Here is an 18,799-nt window from a genome sequence, read left to right on the forward strand (position 1 = left end):
CGCCTCGATCAGCGCGCGGGCGTGGGGCAGGAACGCCGCGCCGTCCGCCGTCAGCGCGACCGCCCGCGGCGAGCGTTCGACCAGGCGTTTGCCGACCACGCTCTCGAGCCGCTGCAGCTTCATGCTGACGGCGGCCTGCGTGGCGCCAAGCGCCTCGGCGGCGCGGGTAAAGCTTTGCAGTTCGGCGACCAGCAGGAACGCCTGCACCGTGTCGATATCGAGCGTGCTCATGGCATCATCAATATTCATTATCACTGTTATGAGGAGAGATAAGATATCAAAATGATGGCCGCGGGTCTAGGTAGTGCATAGCGCGATGCCAACGCGCCTTTTGAAGGAGAATGACCATGCCGCTCATCACCGTTACCTATTCCAGCATTCGCAAGGCGCCGTCGCTGAAGGCAGAGGTTGCCTCCGCCGTCAGCGATCTAACCGCGCGGATCCTGCGCAAGGATCACGGTTTGTGATCTAACCACCTGAAACAACTACATTTTGTGTGTGAGGCGATTGGCTACCTACTCCTCGACCCACAGGGAGCCTCGTGGATGCGTCCGGCAGGGGGCCGGGCCTTACCCCACAGCCGGGACCGAAAACGCTCACGGACGCCCGCGGCTGATGATCTGGCGTAGGGTCTGCGCGCCCTCGACCCTGCTAGCTCGGGGCAGGGTCTAATCCGCAACCGTTGCGGATTTGCCATCGCGCCCGGTGCGCTTTTGAACTGCGGACTTTTCCGCAGTTGATCGAGCAGGGCGAGCAGGTCGTCGGTGCGCTCAGGCTCTTACCAGCGCCGATCGCTGCCGCAGCGCGCGGACCCTTGCCGCCTCCGCCTGTGCCGCCTTCCTCGCCGCGACCCGTTGAGCGTGCTCGCGCTCCAATGCCTCGGCGATCTCCCACGCCTCAGTGAGCCGCTCGACGTCGGTCGCAACGTCAACGCCCTCGACGTTGCGCACCACGAACGTCTTCGACGCTCGCAACCAGAAAACTCCGTATCGCTTCATCGTCTTCACCACCATGACGTGCCCGATCAGTTCGGGATCGCGCGAACACCATACCGACGCCGGATCGATTGTGCAGCACCGGCCTTCGTGTCTTACCATCGCGCCCGGTGCGCTTTTGAACTGTAACTTTTGTTACAGTTGATCGCCTGCGAGCGCGGCTAACGGTCGGAGTGCTAACGCCCGCCTCCTCGGCAATTGCCCTGTCGGATCGGTTTGGATTGGCGGCCAGCGCCTTCTCAGCGGCGACGCGGGGCGGGATAGCTCGAAAGCCGACGCCGCAGTCGCAAGGCGCTTCGGCGGTGGCATGGCGTCGGTGAGCCGAGCACCGATCTCGATCACGTCGCGTCGATCACCGGGGAAGCCGTCACCGCCGCATTGAGTTTCGCAAGCCGCCGCCTTTTAAGATTGCGGTTTCTGCGCTGGCTTGTCGTGCAGTCCGTCGCGCCGATGGTCGTGACCTGCAATCGCACGCGGGTCGCTTCGGTGAGGCCGATAGCGTTCGCCAGCGCCTGCGGTCCCCACATGCGGCCATCGCCCGCCTTGTCGATCATGTAGGCGATTTCGGCGTCGCTGATCTCCGGCAAGAGTTGCAGCGCCATCCTCTCGGCAAGGTCACGCGCGATCAGCAGCGCGTGGTCGATCACGATAGCCAGAAGCACGCGGCCGGTCTCGTTGTTCGGCAGGCGCGGCCCCCATCGATCCGTCAGCACGCGTCGCAGGTCTTTGATGCGCTGAAGGCGGTTGATCGGGAAAAAGCTCATTGGACCGGGGTCATTAGAATGCGCGTCACGTTACGCGCATTTCTTCTTTCGTGAAACCGTCATGCTATCGCGGCGCGATCCGTCGCCCGCGATATCACCCGGGCGAACAGGCATCACTGCGCTCGCCAAAAGCGGTTCGCTGCATCCCTGTAGTCCACGAGTTGACTGTTGAGGCTGAGGGTCACGATGCCGGTTCCCTGCGCCAGCCGTTCGAGCGCGGTCGCCGTCGCTCGCGTCACGGCGAATATGTCGTTGATGACCGGCGACGTATGTTTCTGAGTACCCCAGTGTGCAATTTGCTTGTCGCGATAATCATGGATCGACTGCCGCCGATGGTCGCCTCGACACTGCATCCAAAGTGCAATGGCCTCGGTCAGCGTCGACGGATGTCCGGTCTTTTCGATCTCTGATCTTACCACCGGGTCGCCCAGCAAATCGAAGGCATGCTGAGCGTGCCGATCACCGGGGCGCGAAGCCGCGTAAGCTCGGGTCACAATCACCAAGAGACGAGACCATAAGGCCGCAGTGACATACATGGCGACTGCGCCGGTACGCGCGGAGTTGACAGCCGCAATCACGGCGGGCTCGTTTCCCGCTTCGAGCGTCTCTATGATTGCGAGCATCTCGACGGCGTCGGCAAACGCTTCCTTCGCGACCTCTCGAACGATCTGCGCTGACAATGGGTGATCCTTTTTAGGCGAACAGGTCGCTGCCGGATTGAGTGAAGCGGACGAACGTGCCGCTCTCGTGCATCGTCAGCCAGCCGCGCTCGATGGCAAACGCGAGGCCCGTCGAATACTCAGCCGGTGTGCCTCGGTCGACGAACAGGAACGGCTCGTTGAGTTTTTCGATATAGATGCGGCCATCCTGCACCGGCTCGAAGGCGTGCGCGTGCTGCATCAGACGGCGCGCGGCTTTCTCGGGATCGGCGAAGGGTCGATCAGCAGTCAACTTCATGATCGGTCCGAAACCGGCAGCAGCGCGTTGCGCGTCAACGATATGTTTCTCTCAAGTCGGCGTTTTCGGTTGCCACTCAGATGCATCATGACTTGGTCCCGCTTCATCGCGTCCTCGATTAGATCAAGGGCGCTCTGAATGATCTCGGGCAACCCGTCCACCTCAATTTTCCAGCTTGCAGGGATGAAATGGGCGAAGTTGTTTCGAAGCTCCCAGTGAAGCTGACCTATACTCTTGAGTTGCTGAGCCGTGACGCTGGACGGATATTTCGTGCGGTATCGCTTCAACAGCGTTCCGAAAACCGCCAGCTTTCCTTGCGGCATATCACCCTCGCGTGTTCTGTACCAATCCAGCGCAGCGATTGCCGATTGCTTCTCAAGAATGTTCGTGCCGCTGGTATCCTGGATCGCACAAACGAGTGCGCCTTGCAGGCCGTTCTGAGCCGCCAATATCATCCACTTCCAGCACGACGGCTGCGTTCGCAATTTCGGAGCAAGAATGGCAAGCAGATCGGTCGATGCCAGCACATCCTCATATTCGTCAAAATTCACCCAGCTTCCGCTCATCGCAGCGGCACCTGCTCGCCGCGATCTATCGCCGCATACTTCCGCAGCGTCCAATCGCGATGATCGCGCCATCGATCGAAGTCCGCCTCGGTGCGACGGGCAACGAACGCCATCCAAGCCCGCTCGAATTGCAGGCGCGCTTCCTCGAAGGTCGCGGCGGTGCCGGACCGGCGTTCGCCCGGATTGGAGCCGGGGTAAAAGCCGCAGCGCCACACCCAATGCTCGCTGCCCGCGAGACCGCTTTCCTTGACGATGGAGCCCGCCATCACGTCGGCGGCATAGACCAGCCAGCCGTCCCGGTGAGGGCTGCGTCGGCGGGTCAGGGGTGCGTCTTTCGTAAGCATGGGCGGCATCATGGCCCAGGCGATCCGGGCGGGGCAATGGGCTCGAACCCCTGTCTCAGCGCCGAGACCTAAGTCTCTAAAACGCCACGTCTTTTGCCGCCATCGGCCCGATTTTCAGGGGATCTTTTGGGCCAATGTTTCACGCCCGGCACGGTGCCCCGGCTGGTGCCGGTGTGGAAAGCTGGGGATAACCCGGCTACCGGACCCGGGCATTCAGTTGAGCAGCGATCCTGCCCCATGAGGGTTGCAGCGCCTCGCGTCGGCGCGCAGCAGGCGGCGGCGTCCTCGATAGGTCGTCGAGCAGCGCCGAGATTTCCGCCGTTGTCATCGCCAAGACCTCCGCCTTCGTCGGCGGCGTCACCGGTCGGTCGAGCGGGTTCGTCGGTCGCGCTGGCATCGATCGCTCCTTTCACAATCCGGCGTTCGGGTTCGTAGGCCATGCCAGCACCGGCAGCGTGATCTTCCGAACCTGCACCGGTTCATCGTCATCAGGTCGCTCGGCAAGCTCTTTCTGCCGTTGCTCACTTCGGCTTTGCGCCATCCGTAGCCGCGCCGCGTTGCCTCCGGATACTCGCGCGCCGACGCGGACCTGACGTCGCTTCTGCGTCTCCCTCGCGACGGCAGCGAGCCGCTTCGCTTCATCGGCATCGGTGATGTTGCGCCATCCCTCCGTCAACGCGAACACGGTGGCACGACGCGCCCCTTCCGTCGTGATCACGAAACCCAACCCGCGCAATTCGCGATTGACCGCGGCGATCCTTGCCGTCGAAGAGATGCCCAGCGCCGTCATCATGGCGAGCGATGTTACCGGTGCTGTTCCGACGCCACCGCGTTCAATCGCGGCAGTGATGAATGCCAACGCGCGCTTGGCTGGTTTGCTCAATGCCGCGTAGGCGATGCTTTGCTCGATCTCGGTGCTCATGCTGCAACTCTCCGCCTTGCTGTGGTTCTACTGCGCGCCGCTGTCTCGCTCGCCGTAATCTCTGGGCATTTGCTTCGTGCGCGTGATGTTCGTGCTCTGAAACAATCCATCGGCCTTGCTATCGACCTTCGTGCCGGTCGGTGCGGTGACGCTCAGGTTCACCGTCCCGGTCGCGGTCATGTTGTTGTTGCCGATGCGCTGATCTATCCGATCGCTTGTGATGCCCGACCACCGGTCTTCGAAGCTGCCGGGCTTCGGCAAATTCTGGTTGCGGTTCGGGAACGCCGAGTTGAACCGATCGTCGAAGTCCGGTGCTGCCTCCGGCCTTGCCTTCACGACGGACGGCGGCGGTGCGTTTGTGTCGCGCATCTTTTTCGCGAAACCTTCTGCCGACGAATAGCGCCCGGGCTGCCCGCGCTGCCATCCTGCAAACCGCTCGTAGGCATTCAGCGCCGTCACCGCATCGTGCGTCGATTTCGAGGCGAAGTAATTCCTGCCCGCCGCCTTCTCGTTGGTGCGCAGTTCATGATCGAAGTGACGCGCCGCTGCCTCCGGAGAGAACGGCGTCGTCCCGGCCTCGGCCGCCATCTTCTGTGCTTTCGCCCAGCGGCTTCCGCGATGCTGGAAGAAACCGAACGCGGTGCCCTTGTCTCCGACCACGCCGGGATTGAAGCCGCTCTCATGCTGCGCATGCCCCAGCGCAGCACTGGCCTGCTCATGCGAATGGCCGAGCCGCCGTAGCTCGTTATAGAGCCGCTGCGCATTCTCGCCCTTCTGTCCGGAGGGGAGCTTTGCGGCGGGCAAGTCGCGCACAGACTTCGGCACGGTGCCAAGGCCCGCCGCTGGCGCTGACTGGCCGTTCGATGCGCCGATGCCATCGGAGCCGCCGCGGTTGGGGTACTGTTGATTGCCCCATTGACCGCCGACGCCGCCGAACCGGGGATTGCTGAGTGTGCCGCCGCCAAGCGATGCGTTCATGAAGCCACCGGTTGACGCCTGCGCGCTCGATAGCTGGAAAAACTCTTTGAGCCCCTCGAAGACGCCTTTCTTCGTGCCTTGCTCGGTGTCCTCTTTGCGCCGGTCGTCACGAAAGCCCGGCAGGCGATAATCCCCGGGCCGCTGGCTGCGATTGAGCAGATCGCCACTCGGGCCTCGCTTCATGCCCCGCGCGTGATCGTTCATCGGATCGGTGGACCCGCCTTCCTCGCCCTGCGGGTGCCCGAATATAAATCCGTAAACGCCACCCTTCCGGCCGCTCCACTTCTCCGCGAATGCATCCAGCTTGCCGATGCTCTCGACGATAGAGGTCGCGCCATCGACTGCCTTCGTCATGCCCGGCAACAGTTCGCCCGCCGCCGACTGCTTCAACTTTTCGACCGACCTCCCCAGGTCGAGGAACGCGCGGTTCGCCTTCTCCGCGCGGGCGATTTCCTCCGCCGTCAGTTCGCCGACCTTTTGGAACGATTGACGAAACTCCTCCCATCCCAACCGGGCAAACTGCGCGCTGCCGAACATCGCCTCCGCATAGCGACGCGCGAGGACCGGGTTCTTCTTTTGAAGGTGCTCCATCCGCTCGAAGGTGATGCGGAGTTGATCCAGCGGCTCGCGGGTCTTGCGGATTGCCTCGACCACGTCGCCAGCGCCATAGCCCGCCAACTCATCGCGGATCGAGCCGATCTTTAGCTGGAAGTCCTCGGCGTTCTTCCGGAACGTGGCGAGCCCTTGCATCGCCTGTTCGGGGTTGATGCGCACCGCACCGGCTGCGGCCTCGAAGGCGCGGATGTTGCGGACCGATAGCTGCAACTCTTTCGACGCGATGCCAAGGTCTTGGATTTTTTCGGCGTAAGATTTGACCGACCCCGCAATGCCAACAACCGCCAGCGCGACGCCGCCACCTGCGAGCCCGAGCGATGACAACGCCGGTAGCGTCGCCCCCCGGACTTCGTTGCCAATGGCTCGAAGACTTCCGCGCAGGCCATCCACCTCACGACGCGCGGCACCCGTCGTCATGCCCCGATTAAAGCGCGCCCATTCCTCGCGGATTGTGCGAAGAGCCGGGGTCATCCCGTCAACGATAACTGCTCTGCCCCGGAATACCTCTTCAACCATGATAGCCCCCTTGTGTCGGTGTCAGTGTCAGGTGTGCGCGATCTCGCGATTAAGTCGGTGTCGGCCCGCGCATGTCCGGCTTGCCGCCGAGATGATCGGGTAACACCATTTCGAGCGTCGTGGTCGTACCGGCCGGACCTTGATCGAAGCTGGCGACCTTGCAGCCAAGCACGTCGTCGAGCAGCAGCATCGGGGACTTCACGCGGTAGTATTCGCCTGCCTTCCAGAGTTTCCCATCGGCCTTTAACCAGCCCTGCACGGTGATGTGCGCCTCGACCTTGCCGCCCTCGGTGAAAAGCTTCTCGATCTCGGCGCGCTGCTTGATGCCGTGGTCGCTGTCGGAGATGTCGTGCATGACAACCAGCTTGCGCTCGCGCGTCGCCGAACCGGTGACCATCGCGATCTGCTTGTTCGCGGCATCGCCCCTGACTTCATCGTTGGAGTGGCGCTGCCCGATCGCGTAAATCTTTTTGTACGTGTTCTCGTCACGGATCACGCAGTTCGCCCGCAGGATGTTCTGCCCTTCGATCAGCGCGCCGGATGGATTGGCCGGGTGAGCGCCGATGATCAAAAGCTCGCCGTTCGGCGATGATCCGAGGATGGCGCAACGGTGCCGCGCATACCGCTCGATGGCCGACGAGATCATCTCTGCCGGTTGAACGTGCGCGTTTTCGAACGGCGTGTTGTCCACATTGCCGACCGTTCGGACGGTGACGCCGACCTCGCTCGCCAGCTTCGTCGCGATTTGCGTGATCGACATGCCGTCCATCGCGCCGCCTTGCTCGAAGACGCTACAGTTCGTCAGGTCCCAGCTTTTGCCGACGCCGACGATCTTGACGCCGTGATTGCGCGCGTCGTAGCCGACATGCCGCTCGACGACGTATCCGGAGAGCGCCGGTTGACCGGCGAGGTAGGCTTGCACGACGTCGCCGGGCTTGATCGCCAGCTTCGCCGCAGTGGCAGGGGCGGGCATGAACTCTGTGCAGTCGAAGGCGAAAACAGGGTTGAACTCGGCGTATCGCTGACTGAGACTGATCGACGTGAAGTCCTTAAACTCTTTGCCCTGTACGATTAGCGTTGCCGTCTCGCTGATGTCTTGCCGTGCCATTCTCGCAGCCTCTCGCGTTGCTTCGCGTTGTGGCCCGCGCGAGCGGTGGGGGAAATGTGGAAGCGAGAGGGTTGCGGTTTGCTCCTGCGCCCTCTCGATTGGTTGTCGTCAGTGTAGCTGTATTTTGCGGACCTGCTCAATCATCGGCGTGAAGATATCCAGCATCGCCGATGCGGACGGCACGTCGAGCATCAGCGGCGGCGGTCCGACAATGCCCAAGGTCACCTCGATCATCTTGAATATCGCGCCGTGCATTCCGGCGTCGAGCGCGGCGACCTTCATCAATTGAGGGAGACTGCATTCCGGCAACGTTGCCCTGATCTGCCGGAGTGCAGCGCGACAATCCTCGGCGCGGGGCGATGTCGGATCGACGGCGGCGAGGGCCTTCTCAATCGCGCGTTCGATCCGCTCGCGGAAGATATCGGCGGCGTCGAGCATCTTCTCGAAGTTCGGGGCGGCCTGTGTGTCGATCATCGTCATGCGCGCATGTCCTGCATCTGGGGTTCGCTCTGCATCCTACACCGGATTTGATCGATCGCGGGCTCGCATGCTTCGAGAAAGGCCGGAGCGTCGAGCATCTTGCCGTCTGCGGTATCGACCAGCGCGTGCGCCTGTTCGGTCAGCGCCGCCGTCACCGCGCCGTCCGATATGTGGTCGAGGAATGCCAGCACCGCCATGTCCCTCATCGGAACGAAGTGCAGCGTCGCCGGGATGTATTGGAGCGCGGTGGGATTTGGCCGGTCGCTCTGTCGCGCCTTGCGGTTCAACTCGTAGAACAGGGAGCCGAGATTTTCGACAAAACAATCGAACGTGTCGTGGTGCATCCCGGGCAACAGCATGTCAGTCGGCATCGGTGACCGTCTCCTCGGCGGCCTGCCACTCGGCTTGCTTCGCCGCCAGCTTCGCGGCGCAGGCGGCGCTTACCGATTGCCGGACTTCGTACACTTCCTTTTCGACACGACGGCGGAGCAACAGGTCGCCCCGGCCGATGCGGGCAGGCATCGAACTCAGCCCGGTCAGGAAGATGCCGACAACATCGTCGAGAGCAGCCTCGACGCCTTCGCGCGGCATGAGTTGCCCCAGCTTCTCCATCGTCCGGATTTCGAGCAGCCGCGTCTTTGCCGCGACGAACGATTGCTCCGCCTCGCTCTTCGCCGATCTCCGGTCCGGGCTCCGGAGCCAGTCGAGATACCGCAGGCGGCAGGCATCCTGATCAAACAGACCGTCGCCCTGGCGGGCGATGGTCCCTTCGTCCGCCAGCCGCGCCACGTACTGCCGCGAGACGCCTAGATGCTCCGCCAGCGCCGTCGCGGTCACGGTCGCGCCCTTGCGCCGCCGAGCCGGTTTTGCCCCGGGGCTGTCGATCATCGCCGTGTCTGTCATCCTGAAATCCCATGCACCGGAACCGCCGATTATCTTACCCCAAATATGCGGAAGAGCCGCGGTCTCGCGTCCCCCGCGTTTAGAAATCGCTCAGGAGGACCCGGCAGCCTTGCTGATGCGCCTCGCCCCGACCCGCTGCCACCCCAGCGCCCTCGGCCTGCCGTGCTCTCGCTGCCCGCGGCTGCCTGCCTGCCGGTCGCTCTAGATGGAGGGTGAGCGAACGGATAGGAAGGTCGGCGGGGCGGGCCGTGCTCGGGCGGCTCGCCCCGCCTTCCCATCGCGCAGCACGCCAAGGGGATGCGGCCCTTGGCGGCGCCGCGATCTGGATCACGATGCGGCCCTTCCCATCGGCATGACGAGGGACGCGATGTCGATCGGCTGCCCGGCACCGTGCGCATCCCGAGCAGCAACAACCCCAGCCGCATGATCGACGGGCGCCGGTCGTGATGCCCGGATGGCCTGCACACCCAGGAAGGCGTCGGGCGCCATGTCGGCGCGCGGCTCGACGACAACGCCAGCGGCGAACGCCTGCCAAAGCCAGTGCGCCTCCTCCTGCTCGACGTGCTCCCGGTCCGACTTGATCACGGCCAACCGTTGGGCACGCTCCTCATGGCTCAGCGCGATCTTGTCCTCGGCCTCCGCGTCGATCGCCTCGCCGATGCGGGCGAGCATCTGATCGCGGAACAGCCAAGCCATAAGACCGATGGTGTCCGGCGTCTCCACGGTCGACACTACTCGGCCCGCCGCGGTATCGACCGCGGACCGCGTCATCTTCGTCGGAAACACGATCGGCGGCTCGACCATCTTGCCGTCGATCACGAGCGGCCCGCCGTGCTCGACCAGCGAAGAGACGTGAGGCGTGGCAGCGTCGGCGAGTTGGTTGATGTAGTTCTCGGCCACCGACTTCGCGAACGATGACGGGAACGGTGCGGAGTTGATGCGATGTGCATCGGCGTCCAGTTCGCGCAGGCGGCGCCGCAGCCGGTCAACCGCTGTTGCAGGCGTCTCGGCCTTGAGCAGCTTCGGCGGATCGACTAATTCGATATCGACGATGTCATGACCGGCCGCTGTTGATCTCAACCAGCCCTCGATCCGGCCCAGCAATTCACGGCGCGGCCCAGCGATGGCTTGGTGCGCCGCAATACGCACATTCAGGCGGGCGAGTTCTTCCTCGGCGTTGGCGATGATCGCGACCTGCGCGACGTACTCCGGATGGGTTTCACTGACGCCGAATTGTCCTTTGACTTGCGCGAGCCGCTGCCTTGCCCGCTGTACCTGTTCGGTCAGGTCAACCAGCCGGGAAGCGTATCCGTGTCCAATGGCATCAGCATCGGCAACGCCGTCGCGTAGGAGCCGGAAGTGATGCGCACCTCCGGGCGGCAGCACGGCGGCAGGATTGCCCTCGATACCCGCGGCGAATGGCAAGGCGAGCGGCGAGACAGTGTGAGGCGGCGGGGGAGCGTCTGGCTGCGGCGGCGGGACTTCAAATCCAAAACTGTTCTTCGGCATGTGATCGGCTCCGGTGATGATGATGCCCGCATCATCGCCGGTCGCGTTGGCCATGAATAATTCAAAGCCAACGCCGGATGGTTCGCGCGCTCGGCACCCGGTCCCGTAACCGCAATATCAGGTGACAGACTTCCTCGATCTTGCCCCGGTGCCGATCGGCGCAAGCCGGTCCGACCTGTCGCCTGAATGCGCCCGCCTGATATCGCAACGTGTCGGACCGGAGCCGAGCGGCTTGCTCGCTCTTGCTCGTGCCCTGGTAGAACTCCCGCGCGGCGATCCGGTAGAGCCTTGCTATGGTGAAGTGCACATAGACCGTCGCAGGATATCGACGGCCGCGCCCGTCGAGCATCTTGTCGATCTCGGCTTTACCGATCGGCCTCATCGTTTCCCCCGAGCAGCTTCCGCAGCGTCGAGGCTCGCCCGGCACCGCGCGATCACCGCCGACTGATGCTTTGCGCTGATGTTCTCGCGAACGATCCTGACAACCACCGCCATCAGGCCAGCGGCGAGGATATTCGCCGGGACGTTCACGCCAGCGACGCGCAAATGGTCCAGCACAGACCTTGCCGTCGCCAGCCGTAGCCGTTCGGCGTGTTCGGGTGTCAATGCGCGCTTCGTCACGATGCTGGCCCCCCATCGGCCGCGATGATCGTCTTGCGCGCCGTCTTCCACAACAGCGACGGTGCCGCGATGCCCGTCGTCGCCAGAAACCCGCGTAGGCGCTTCTCATGCCGCCCGATCTGGATCAGCGCCGCCCGATCATGTCCCGAAAGGTCCGCGTAGCTCGACGACTTGAGCCAGCGGTGGAATGTGCGGTTGTTCGGATACTGGCGACGCGCCGCGAGCAATCCTTTTGCCGCCACCAAGATCAGCCGCTTCCGTTTCCGGAATGCGCGCACCGTCGCGTTAAACTCCGCCATCGCCTGCCGTCCTGCGTCGATTGTGTTGCGCCTCGTCATCGTCGTCTCCCTCGGTGTGTCGTTTGCGTCGCGCGCATTCTCAAGTCTCTCTTCTCTCTCTGTCTTCGTTCCTGACACTGAGTTGTTCTTCCGGGTGACCGGACATAGGACGACCAACCCCACCGGATGGCGAGGTTGGTCCCTATGTCCGGGTCGTCTGACACTTGAGCGCCAACCGAGCTTACGGACGACAATCTCGCGGCGCGCGGATTGCCTTGGTGCCAACTATTACGGAGCTACGCCGCTCCGCCGACCGCCCTCGCACCTTTCGGACCGGGCTTGCACATGGGTCGGACCCCGTGGTTGTGCATTTTAGATTTGCGTTCGCCGCCACCGTCCCGGGACCACGCCCGGCTGCCGTCCAGCGAACGCCATAAGGCGTTGTGTCAGCGCGACGCTGCGAGGCTCCTCCGCTGCTTTTGGGTCAGGGATTGCTTCCACTCACGGAAAGCGCGCTTGGCGCTGATGCCGAGATGATCGAGCGGGAAGTTCACATAGGCCGGGCGCGTCGGCTTTCGCTTCGCGCGGGTCCAATTGGTGCCAGATTTACTCATGACTGCACCGGAAGGTGCAGGGCGGCCCATTGCGGGCGGGCGGCTTGAGATATACGTTGCATCCGCTGATGCCTTTCTTGGTGTTGGTGGCCCCTCGGGGCCGGTGTGGTGCTTCGTGGTAGTTGCTCCCGCCTTCATCAAACCGTTCCGCCAAGCTCGGCTTGATGCTTAGTTCGATACGCCGCCCGGTCTCGTCAGCCGGGCGGCTTTTCGTTTCTCAGTCCGCTTCAAAGAGTGCGGCCACCGTCGCGATGTCCTCGGCAACGTCGGCAAGGCCGCCGCTTGAAAGCGTGAGCCGCGTTCCCGGCCCGGTGGGGCGCGGTTCGATGTTTACGACCGCCGCCTTCGGCACTTTGATCGTGGCGCTGTCGGCTTCTCGCGTCAGTGTCATCAGCAAACCCATTTTTTTCGTCCTTTCACACTCAGGTCCTCGGTTTGAAGATCGATGCCGCCGCGAGACCAATTCGGCGGCATCGTTTCGGATCGCCGCCCGGTCTCCTCAAGCCGGGCGGCGTTTTCATTTTCAGGAAGTGTCGATCGGCGGCGGATCAACAAAGCGACCGCCCTTCACAAATGTTCGCAGTACGCGCGTCGCGGCCTGTTCGATCAGGTCGGCGTCGTAGGCCGTCCAGCATGCGAGACAGATTGCGGAGACGCTTGACGCTTTCGGCTTGTGCGCAGCACAGGCAAGCAGCAATCCGCCGATAGGGCGCTCAATGGCGGGCGAGCGTCTGCAAACGATGCAGCTTACCGAACGGCCAGAGCGGAAAAGGTCGGCGATCACGCCGCGGTAGCGCGCCTCATGTCGATGACCGGCGAGCGATTGACCGGCAGCAACCAGGGCAGTGTCCATCACACCGTCGCCGACAATGGCGCGGCGCGCGGCGCGGGAAATATGCGGTGATGATAGTTCGTCGGATTGGAGCATGGTCGCCGTCTCGGCTTTGTTGCCAGTGACGGACGCGGTTGCTCTCCGCGTCCGTCGTGCAATCGCCCTGCCGGTGCTCCTGATCCGGCAGGTCGATCTCGTCTTACTCGGTAACGTAACCCAGCCGAACAGCCTCGGCGTGCGGGATCATCGGAATGCCGTTCGGCTTGATCACCTTCAACTTCCCGGCTGCGATCTGCCTGTACAGCGTCGCTCGGCTCATCTCGGTCATCGCGCACCAAGTGTAGATGCGATAGCCGAACGGCGTGCGGCTCGCGGCCTGCGGCTCGAAGGGACTTGCGGATTTCAGGGCAGCGGTTGATTTCGTCACGGCTCACCTCAAATGTCTTACGCTGCTTCGACCTGTACTCCGGAAAAATCCGTTGCGAAAGATGGGGGAAGTGAAGCCCGATTTCGGGGGTCACTCCCCCCATACAGGCATCTCAGCGCAGCTTCGCTTGTGTCGCCTTGAACGCCTTCACCTGCTTAACCGTGTCGGTCCGGGCATCGTGCTCGCGCTCAATGATGTCGACAACGCCCCAAGGTCCCGGCATTTCGTTCTTCATCACCGGCCGGAGTACGGCTTGCAGAAAGCGGAGCGTCGGCCCGCTCGGCGCCGTCGTCCGGCTCGCGCCCTTGTCGGGCTTGTTGCGCGCCAGCTTCTGGCCGAGCATGCCCGTCCAGATGCGGAGGATTGCTTCGTAGAGCATGCCGCGTAAACGCTTCGAGCGACCTTTGCCACGGTTGCGCCGGTTCGCATCCTCCATCGCTTCGATGATGTCGCGGGCGTGCTGGCGAAAGTCGGCAACGGTGTCGGGCGGCAGATGGTCGACGGCGGCGAGCGCCTTTCGCATCGCGTCGAGCGGCGTCTGTGTCGATTTCTCTTCCTCGGTGGCCATCGCCTCAAGGTAAGGCGTGATGATGTTCTGTTGAAGCTCGCGGCGAACGGCCTGCAACAGTTTTGGATCGTCAGACGGGATCGCCTGCGTCACGGCCTGCCATTGGTCGGCGCTGTAGACGAATGCACCCTTGCGCTTCGGCATCGGTCACGCGCCCCGCATCGGGATGACGTTGGCGCCGGTGGTGGCGGTGTCGTTGCAGTAGCGCGCCCAATCGTCCATCAGCTTGCGGCGCTTCTCGAACAGGTCGCCGCGCTGGTAAACGCCCTCGACGCCTTTGACGACGTGAGCGAGGCAGGCTTCGGCAACGGCGCCCGGATGGCTCGTCTGTTCGCCTGCCCAGGTGCGGAAAGCCGCGCGCATGCCGTGCGATGTGATGTCGTCGCGCTCCATCCGCTTCAACAGGTCGAGGAGGGCGTTGCCGCTCATCGGCTTCATCGGCCGGAAGGCGCTGGGGAACACAAACGGGCCGTGCTTGATCTTCTGCATCTCCTTGACGATCTCGACGGCGCGATCACTGAGCGGCACACGATGCTCGCGCGCCACCTTTGCTTTGCCCTTCATCCTGATCGCGGGCACCGTCCAGACCTTGCCCTGCAAATCGAACTCATCCCATTGAGCGCCGAGCGTCTCGTTGGTTCGGGTCGCGGTCAAAGTCAGAAATTCCAGCGCGCGGGCTGATGTCGCTTCCCGCGTGCGCAGATCGGCGATGAAGGCAGCGACCTCGGTGTAGGGAATAGCGGCGTGGTGCTTTGCGGCGGGAAGGGCCGCGAGAATGTGCTGAAGGTGCCCGTCCCATCGCGCCGGATTGTCTCCGGTCCGATATCCCTTGACCTTTGCCGCGTCGAGCACAGCTTCGATCCTCATTCGGACGCGCGATGCCGTCTCGGGCTTCGTTGTCCAGATTGGCATGAGGGCTCGCGTCACAAGCCCGGTATCGACGGCGGCAACGGGCAGCTTGCCGAAATGCGGACTGGCATAGGTTTTCAGATGCGAGCGCCATTGCTTGCCCAGCTTCTTGGACTTCCACTGCGGTTCGATCGCCTTGATGTGTTCCTCGGCGGCGTCATCGAAGGTGATGCTGTTCGCAGCTTCGAGTTGGGCGGCGGCCTTCCGCTCGCGCCGCGCTTCCACCGGATCGATGCCGTCGAGGATTTGCAGGCGGGCAACAGCGGCCCGGGTGCGCGCCTCGGCAAGATTGACGGTGTGCAGCGGCCCGATGCCGTAGTGACGGGTGCGGCCGTTGAACAGATACCTCAGTATCCACGACTTCGAGCCGTTCTCGGCGATCTGCAAATAGAGCCCGAGCCCATCGTTGTACATTCCGCGCTTGGTCGCCCGGGTGACGGCGAGGGCGGTCAGCTTGCCAGTGCTGGTAGCTCGGCGGGGCTTCCCTTTCGGTTCGACCCTTGGAACAACGGAAACCGCCTCCGCCTTGCGCGCCGCCGCCTGCGATCTCTTCTCCGCCTTCGCCATTTCCGCCTGCCTATAGGTTCACCTACAATCAGCGGTGAGACTAGGTGAGACAGTTTGCAGCGTCAAGGCACAGACGGATTGCGCGGACGCCCTTGGTTAAAGGGGTTTTTGCTCGTTTTCGAGATGCGGTGAGACACGTCGAGATTACGCGCCGGACCCTGCGCAAGGATCCCAAGGTCACCGCTGTCATCGTGAAGTCGGTCGATGCCGCCGACTGGTTCGCCGGCGGAAAGTCGCTCGCCGAACAGAGCCTCGCCAGCTTCTGGCTCGACGTTCATGTCAGCGAGGGCACCAACACCAAGGACGAGAAGGCGGCCTATCTCGCCGCGCTGTTCCAGCGCATGGGCGAACTGCTCGGGCCGCTGCACGAAGAGAGCTACGCGCATGTCGACGAAGTGAAGGGTGATGCTTACGGCTTCGGCGGCCTCACCCAGGAGCGCCGCTATATCGCGGGCCAACTCGAGGTCGCGCCGCGCAAGGCGGCGGCGTGAACCTCATCGGCAAGCACATGTCACGCCCTTAGCACGCCCAGCACGGCCGCGGTGGCCGCGACAAACGAAAGGCCAATCACGGTCGCGCGCCACAGCAGTTGTTGGCGCGCCGCGCGCCGATCCTGGAACGCCAGCCAGTCCCGGACAAAGCCGGCCGGAACGTCCTGCACGACGTTGCGCCGGTTTGGATGCCGTGTTTCGTGATCTACGAACATGGCCCGTACGTTCGCGACGCCCAGATGGTCAAGCTCGCAATTCCATTGCAGGGCATTCGCGCTGTTGGTCCACCGGTTTTCGAAGGGAAGCCTGTGCGTCGTCATCGCGACCTCCACCATGCGCCGCTGCCTCTGGATATGTGGCGCCGCTCGCGGGAGCGGAAGACCGCAGGGCGGCGGACGTCTCAGGCCATCGCCTCCGGCAGGCGTGCACTGGTTGCCCCGAACACCTCTTCAAACGCCTGCCGCAGCGCGACGTCGACATCTTCCATCGTCACGGGCAGGCCGAGATCCACCAGCGAGGTGACGCCGTAACGCGGATCGATCACGCCGCAGGGCACGATCGCGGAGAAATGCGACAGGTTCGGTTCGACATTGATGGCGATGCCGTGGAACGACACCCAGCGCCGCAGCCGCACGCCGATCGCTGCGATCTTGTCCTCGTAGCCCTCGCCCTTGTCGGGGCGCCTGACCCAGACCCCGACGCGGTCCTCGCGGCGCTCGCCGCGCACGTTGAAGGCGTCGAGCATGCGGATGATCCATTCCTCCAGGCCGGCGACATAGGCGCGCACGTCCGGCCGGCGGCGCTTGAGGTCGAGCATCACATAGGCCACCCGCTGGCCGGGGCCGTGATAGGTGAGCTGTCCGCCGCGGCCGGTGGTGAATAGCGGGAAGCGCGGATCGAGCAGGTCGCCTTCCTTGCTGCTGGTGCCGGAAGTGTAGAGCGGGGGATGCTCCAGCAGCCAGACCAGTTCGGCCGCCTTTTGGTCGGCGATCCCGGCCGCGCGGGTTTCCATCTCAGTCACGGCTTCGGGGTAGGGCACAGGAGCGGCCGAAATCCGCCATTCGACCTCGCGGCCGCCTTTGGCCTGCGCGAACGTCGTCAAATCAAGGCTTTGGCGGTCATTAACCATTGGCTAACCATAACGTGGTCAGGTGGAACCACACAGCAATTTAGTCCCCCTTTGGCGGTTCAGAAGTGGCCACCCTCGATAAAGTCAGCGTCGATCTCATGGTGGTGCTAGGCACCACGACCATGCCCATCCACCAGGTGATGCGGCTTTCCCGCGGCGCCATCATCGAACTGGACGCCACCGAGCAGGACGAGGTCAAGATCCTCGCCAACAACCTTCCGGTGGCTTCCGGCGTGGTGCTGGTGGATCGCAACCGCATCGCGGTCGAAGTCAAGCAAATGCTGCCGAAATCCCCTGATGTCAGGTAGTTACCGGATCGCAAAACCTCCTTGTCCCACCATCCCTGATTTGTTACATCGGCGCCGTTGATCCGGCAGGCTGCAATCCTTCCAGCCGGTATCCCAAGCGCTCGTGGCGGAATTGGTAGACGCGCTGCCTTGAGGTGGCAGTGAGTAAAATCGTGGGGGTTCGAGTCCCTCCGAGCGCACCAAAGTCATAAGTCATTGATACGAAGAATAATTTTCGCGATTTTTTACTCCCACATCGTTACTCGCAGCGAATGTTACTATCCTGTTCCGCGCAAATCTTCACTGTTTGATCGCGCGTGTTGGTCCAGCGCTTGCTCCTATGGTCGTCGCATCTTTATTTGAACCAAGGCTTCGCGATGGGAAACCACCATTTGCTCAACGGAGGACAGTAGCGTAGCCCAGCGTACAAATCGGCGGGCTCGCACTCTCATCCGTGAGCGCTATGCGGTCTCCCGAGCAGTGTTTCCATCAAACGATATGCGGGCAGGGCGCCGTCGGGCCCGACCGATCCTTGATGTCGCTCAATCACAGCCTAGTCAGCGTCGCATGGCGGGTAGCTAGTACGCTCGATGGGAGCGCTGAGGAAAGGTCTTTCGCGTGATGGGCGGTTATGGAATGAGGCGCGCCTTGGCGTGGACAGTCCGAAAAAGTCCCGTCCCTCTTCTTCAGTCTAGCCCAAGGGGAGGCGCTTAACCGCCTTGGACGCGCGTATCTAGGCGACGGTATTGCCTGGGCCGTTCACGCTACGAAGCGCTAGGACTCGCTCCGTGTGCTCCTCGGGTTCGGCCAACAATGCAAGAGAAGCTTACACCGCCGTTGATGTCACGCGAGGGCGCGCTCCTCCAGCCAGTCGACGTAAAGCAGGCGCTCTGCAAACAGCCATGCACCGTTCATCTTCACGAAGGTGTCGCGATAGCGGAGCGAGGCAACCATCAGACGCCGCTGTTCACCGACGACCGTGACGTGATGCGCCAGGCAATAGGTCTCGCCGGTGCCTCGGTCGTTCGTCAGCGTGATAATAGTGGTTTGTCCGATGAAGTGCGTAGTGGCGTCGTACTTGTTCAACTCGGCGAACACTGGCGCGAGCGCCTCGCGCGAATGCAGCTCCTGCGACGGAGTCGGATCATTGGCGCTCATAAACACCACGAAATGGGTGTCTGCAGTGAAGAGAGACATTTGGCCCTGCGCATCGCGACGGTCGGCGCAATGTGCGTAGGCCTCGATGAGCTCCCGGATCGCGAGGCGATCGGCGGCTTCGGTGGGGGAGATGGTGACGTGCTCACTCATGGCTGGTGTCCTTGCTCGATTGGTTCTGATAACGCGCGGCGATCACTTGGAGATTGTCACGTGGTTCGAGAATGCCTCAGTCCCGAACTGGCGGGCGATTGCGTAGCTCGG

General features: G+C 63.0%; 29 protein-coding genes and 1 tRNA gene. 3 read left to right on the forward strand and 27 right to left on the reverse strand.

Going from position 1 to position 18,799, the window contains the following annotated elements; genetic code table 11:
- The 24 genes from CP49_RS06960 to CP49_RS07070 all read right to left on the reverse strand — a co-directional run.
- Positions 1-231, reverse strand: a 231-nt coding sequence (locus tag CP49_RS06960; RefSeq protein WP_156438123.1) for a helix-turn-helix domain-containing protein, incomplete at its 3' end; no start/stop codon positions are given.
- Between the two features lie 539 nt (positions 232-770).
- Positions 771-1,097 (reverse strand): hypothetical protein, encoded by a 327-nt coding sequence (locus tag CP49_RS06965; protein WP_156438125.1) that lies wholly within the window; start codon positions 1,095-1,097, stop codon positions 771-773.
- A gap of 236 nt (positions 1,098-1,333) precedes the next feature.
- Positions 1,334-1,759: a hypothetical protein gene (locus CP49_RS06970; RefSeq protein WP_057849558.1), complete on the reverse strand. Its 426-nt coding sequence runs from the start codon at positions 1,757-1,759 to the stop codon at positions 1,334-1,336.
- Positions 1,760-1,872: 113 nt separating this feature from the next.
- Positions 1,873-2,337 carry a hypothetical protein gene (locus tag CP49_RS06975; RefSeq protein WP_197423030.1) on the reverse strand — a complete coding sequence of 155 codons (465 nt, stop codon included), beginning with the start codon at positions 2,335-2,337 and terminating at the stop codon, positions 1,873-1,875.
- Positions 2,338-2,452: 115 nt separating this feature from the next.
- On the reverse strand, positions 2,453-2,716 hold the full coding sequence (locus CP49_RS06980; protein WP_057849560.1) for a hypothetical protein: 264 nt from the start codon (positions 2,714-2,716) through the stop codon (positions 2,453-2,455).
- The gene (locus CP49_RS06985; protein WP_057849561.1) at positions 2,713-3,282 is read right to left on the reverse strand and encodes a hypothetical protein; all 570 of its coding nucleotides are present in this window, start codon (positions 3,280-3,282) and stop codon (positions 2,713-2,715) included. Before CP49_RS06985 ends, CP49_RS06980 begins: the two co-directional genes overlap by 4 nt.
- The gene (locus CP49_RS06990) at positions 3,279-3,626 is read right to left on the reverse strand and encodes a hypothetical protein (RefSeq protein ID WP_156438127.1); all 348 of its coding nucleotides are present in this window, start codon (positions 3,624-3,626) and stop codon (positions 3,279-3,281) included. Before CP49_RS06990 ends, CP49_RS06985 begins: the two co-directional genes overlap by 4 nt.
- 196 nt (positions 3,627-3,822) lie before the next feature.
- Entirely contained in the window at positions 3,823-4,023 is a 201-nt protein-coding gene (locus CP49_RS06995) for a hypothetical protein (protein ID WP_057849563.1), read from the reverse strand.
- A gap of 12 nt (positions 4,024-4,035) precedes the next feature.
- Positions 4,036-4,548, reverse strand: a complete 513-nt coding sequence (locus CP49_RS07000) for a hypothetical protein (protein ID WP_057849564.1) — start codon at positions 4,546-4,548, stop codon at positions 4,036-4,038.
- A 27-nt stretch (positions 4,549-4,575) separates the two neighbouring features.
- Positions 4,576-6,558 (reverse strand): phage tail tip lysozyme, encoded by a 1,983-nt coding sequence (locus CP49_RS07005; protein ID WP_057849565.1) that lies wholly within the window; start codon positions 6,556-6,558, stop codon positions 4,576-4,578.
- A gap of 148 nt (positions 6,559-6,706) precedes the next feature.
- Positions 6,707-7,765, reverse strand: coding sequence for a phage baseplate assembly protein (locus CP49_RS07010; protein ID WP_057849566.1), 1,059 nt, complete (start codon positions 7,763-7,765; stop codon positions 6,707-6,709).
- A gap of 108 nt (positions 7,766-7,873) precedes the next feature.
- Positions 7,874-8,203 carry a hypothetical protein gene (locus tag CP49_RS07015; RefSeq protein ID WP_156438129.1) on the reverse strand — a complete coding sequence of 110 codons (330 nt, stop codon included), beginning with the start codon at positions 8,201-8,203 and terminating at the stop codon, positions 7,874-7,876.
- Between the two features lie 38 nt (positions 8,204-8,241).
- The gene (locus CP49_RS07020) at positions 8,242-8,616 is read right to left on the reverse strand and encodes a hypothetical protein (RefSeq protein WP_156438131.1); all 375 of its coding nucleotides are present in this window, start codon (positions 8,614-8,616) and stop codon (positions 8,242-8,244) included.
- Complete coding sequence (locus CP49_RS07025; RefSeq protein ID WP_057849569.1) at positions 8,606-9,148, reverse strand: hypothetical protein; 543 nt, start codon at positions 9,146-9,148, stop codon at positions 8,606-8,608. Before CP49_RS07025 ends, CP49_RS07020 begins: the two co-directional genes overlap by 11 nt.
- A gap of 327 nt (positions 9,149-9,475) precedes the next feature.
- Positions 9,476-10,573 carry a hypothetical protein gene (locus CP49_RS07030; protein WP_156438133.1) on the reverse strand — a complete coding sequence of 366 codons (1,098 nt, stop codon included), beginning with the start codon at positions 10,571-10,573 and terminating at the stop codon, positions 9,476-9,478.
- A gap of 145 nt (positions 10,574-10,718) precedes the next feature.
- A complete protein-coding gene (locus CP49_RS07035) occupies positions 10,719-11,039 on the reverse strand; it encodes a hypothetical protein (protein ID WP_057849571.1) in 321 nt (106 codons plus the stop codon).
- Complete coding sequence (locus tag CP49_RS07040; protein ID WP_057849572.1) at positions 11,036-11,278, reverse strand: hypothetical protein; 243 nt, start codon at positions 11,276-11,278, stop codon at positions 11,036-11,038. Before CP49_RS07040 ends, CP49_RS07035 begins: the two co-directional genes overlap by 4 nt.
- On the reverse strand, positions 11,275-11,616 hold the full coding sequence (locus tag CP49_RS07045; protein WP_057849573.1) for a hypothetical protein: 342 nt from the start codon (positions 11,614-11,616) through the stop codon (positions 11,275-11,277). Before CP49_RS07045 ends, CP49_RS07040 begins: the two co-directional genes overlap by 4 nt.
- 386 nt (positions 11,617-12,002) lie before the next feature.
- Positions 12,003-12,170 carry a hypothetical protein gene (locus tag CP49_RS44365; protein ID WP_156438135.1) on the reverse strand — a complete coding sequence of 56 codons (168 nt, stop codon included), beginning with the start codon at positions 12,168-12,170 and terminating at the stop codon, positions 12,003-12,005.
- 217 nt (positions 12,171-12,387) lie between these two features.
- Entirely contained in the window at positions 12,388-12,573 is a 186-nt protein-coding gene (locus CP49_RS07050) for a hypothetical protein (RefSeq protein WP_057849574.1), read from the reverse strand.
- Between the two features lie 120 nt (positions 12,574-12,693).
- A complete protein-coding gene (locus tag CP49_RS07055) occupies positions 12,694-13,098 on the reverse strand; it encodes a hypothetical protein (RefSeq protein WP_057849575.1) in 405 nt (134 codons plus the stop codon).
- 103 nt (positions 13,099-13,201) lie between these two features.
- The gene (locus CP49_RS07060; protein WP_057849576.1) at positions 13,202-13,429 is read right to left on the reverse strand and encodes a lysophospholipid acyltransferase family protein; all 228 of its coding nucleotides are present in this window, start codon (positions 13,427-13,429) and stop codon (positions 13,202-13,204) included.
- Positions 13,430-13,541: 112 nt separating this feature from the next.
- Complete coding sequence (locus CP49_RS07065; protein WP_057849577.1) at positions 13,542-14,141, reverse strand: hypothetical protein; 600 nt, start codon at positions 14,139-14,141, stop codon at positions 13,542-13,544.
- Between the two features lie 3 nt (positions 14,142-14,144).
- Complete coding sequence (locus tag CP49_RS07070) at positions 14,145-15,473, reverse strand: tyrosine-type recombinase/integrase (protein WP_082645889.1); 1,329 nt, start codon at positions 15,471-15,473, stop codon at positions 14,145-14,147.
- Between the two features lie 128 nt (positions 15,474-15,601).
- Here CP49_RS07070 and CP49_RS07075 point away from each other — a divergent pair, with 128 nt between their 5' ends.
- Positions 15,602-15,964: a tautomerase family protein gene (locus CP49_RS07075; RefSeq protein ID WP_245310551.1), complete on the forward strand. Its 363-nt coding sequence runs from the start codon at positions 15,602-15,604 to the stop codon at positions 15,962-15,964.
- Between the two features lie 20 nt (positions 15,965-15,984).
- Here the strand turns inward: CP49_RS07075 and CP49_RS07080 are convergent, their stop codons facing one another.
- Together CP49_RS07080 and lipB are read right to left on the reverse strand one after the other, a co-directional pair.
- Entirely contained in the window at positions 15,985-16,299 is a 315-nt protein-coding gene (locus CP49_RS07080; RefSeq protein WP_245310553.1) for a hypothetical protein, read from the reverse strand.
- A gap of 65 nt (positions 16,300-16,364) precedes the next feature.
- Complete coding sequence (gene lipB, locus CP49_RS07085; protein WP_057849579.1) at positions 16,365-17,093, reverse strand: lipoyl(octanoyl) transferase LipB; 729 nt, start codon at positions 17,091-17,093, stop codon at positions 16,365-16,367.
- Between the two features lie 65 nt (positions 17,094-17,158).
- On the opposite strand from lipB, the gene CP49_RS07090 reads away from it, so the two are divergent.
- Positions 17,159-17,401: a FliM/FliN family flagellar motor switch protein gene (locus CP49_RS07090; protein WP_057835618.1), complete on the forward strand. Its 243-nt coding sequence runs from the start codon at positions 17,159-17,161 to the stop codon at positions 17,399-17,401.
- Positions 17,402-17,498: 97 nt separating this feature from the next.
- Positions 17,499-17,583 (forward strand) — tRNA-Leu (locus CP49_RS07095).
- Between the two features lie 640 nt (positions 17,584-18,223).
- On the opposite strand, the gene CP49_RS07100 is transcribed toward CP49_RS07095, so the two are convergent.
- Entirely contained in the window at positions 18,224-18,688 is a 465-nt protein-coding gene (locus CP49_RS07100) for a nuclear transport factor 2 family protein (protein WP_057849580.1), read from the reverse strand.
- Positions 18,689-18,799 lie beyond the last annotated feature (111 nt).

Source organism: Bradyrhizobium valentinum (genome assembly GCF_001440405.1).
GTDB lineage: Bacteria > Pseudomonadota > Alphaproteobacteria > Rhizobiales > Xanthobacteraceae > Bradyrhizobium > Bradyrhizobium valentinum.